This window comes from Paenibacillus xylanivorans, from assembly GCF_001280595.1.
GTDB classification, from domain to species: Bacteria; Bacillota; Bacilli; order Paenibacillales; family Paenibacillaceae; genus Paenibacillus; species Paenibacillus xylanivorans.
Map to the genome: position 1 here is coordinate 1 of NZ_LITU01000052.1, position 495 is coordinate 495.

General features: G+C 41.4%; 1 protein-coding gene. It reads right to left on the reverse strand.

What is annotated here, in order from left to right; translation table 11 throughout:
* Positions 1 to 495, reverse strand: a 495-nt coding sequence (locus AMS66_RS09980) for a serine hydrolase domain-containing protein (RefSeq protein ID WP_144424466.1), incomplete at both ends; no start/stop codon positions are given.

The window sequence follows — 495 nt, forward strand, 5'->3', positions numbered from 1 at the left end:
GATTTGTGAAAATTTCACAAGATCTTCAGCGGTAGAGTAAATGCCTCCAGTAGCGATGATATTATAATTCTCTTGTGGAAGCTGGCCTTCATACAAAGGAGAATAGATTCCCGCCATTTCTACCGGGTCAACCACATCCTGCGGTGTTTTGGTATGTTTCATGTCCAAAGGCTCTGTAATATATTTGTGTATAAATGCAGTAAAGCCCATGCCACTAACTCTTTCGACAAGTATCTCCGCTAATGTAAAACCATCGTTACAATATACGGAGTATTCTCCTGGATCGGCTTTTAGAGTCTGTATCGCCAATTGATCCAGAAAAGTGTCATGTGAATACGTGTCATTATCCCCGTACAATGTGGCATTGCTGCCAGAGCTGCCCAGCAGACCGGAGGAATGATTCAACAACATGCGTGATGTGATTTGTTTGTATCGATTATCTTTCATTTTAAAGTCAGGGATATAGTTCACAACGGGCACATCCAAATCAATCTT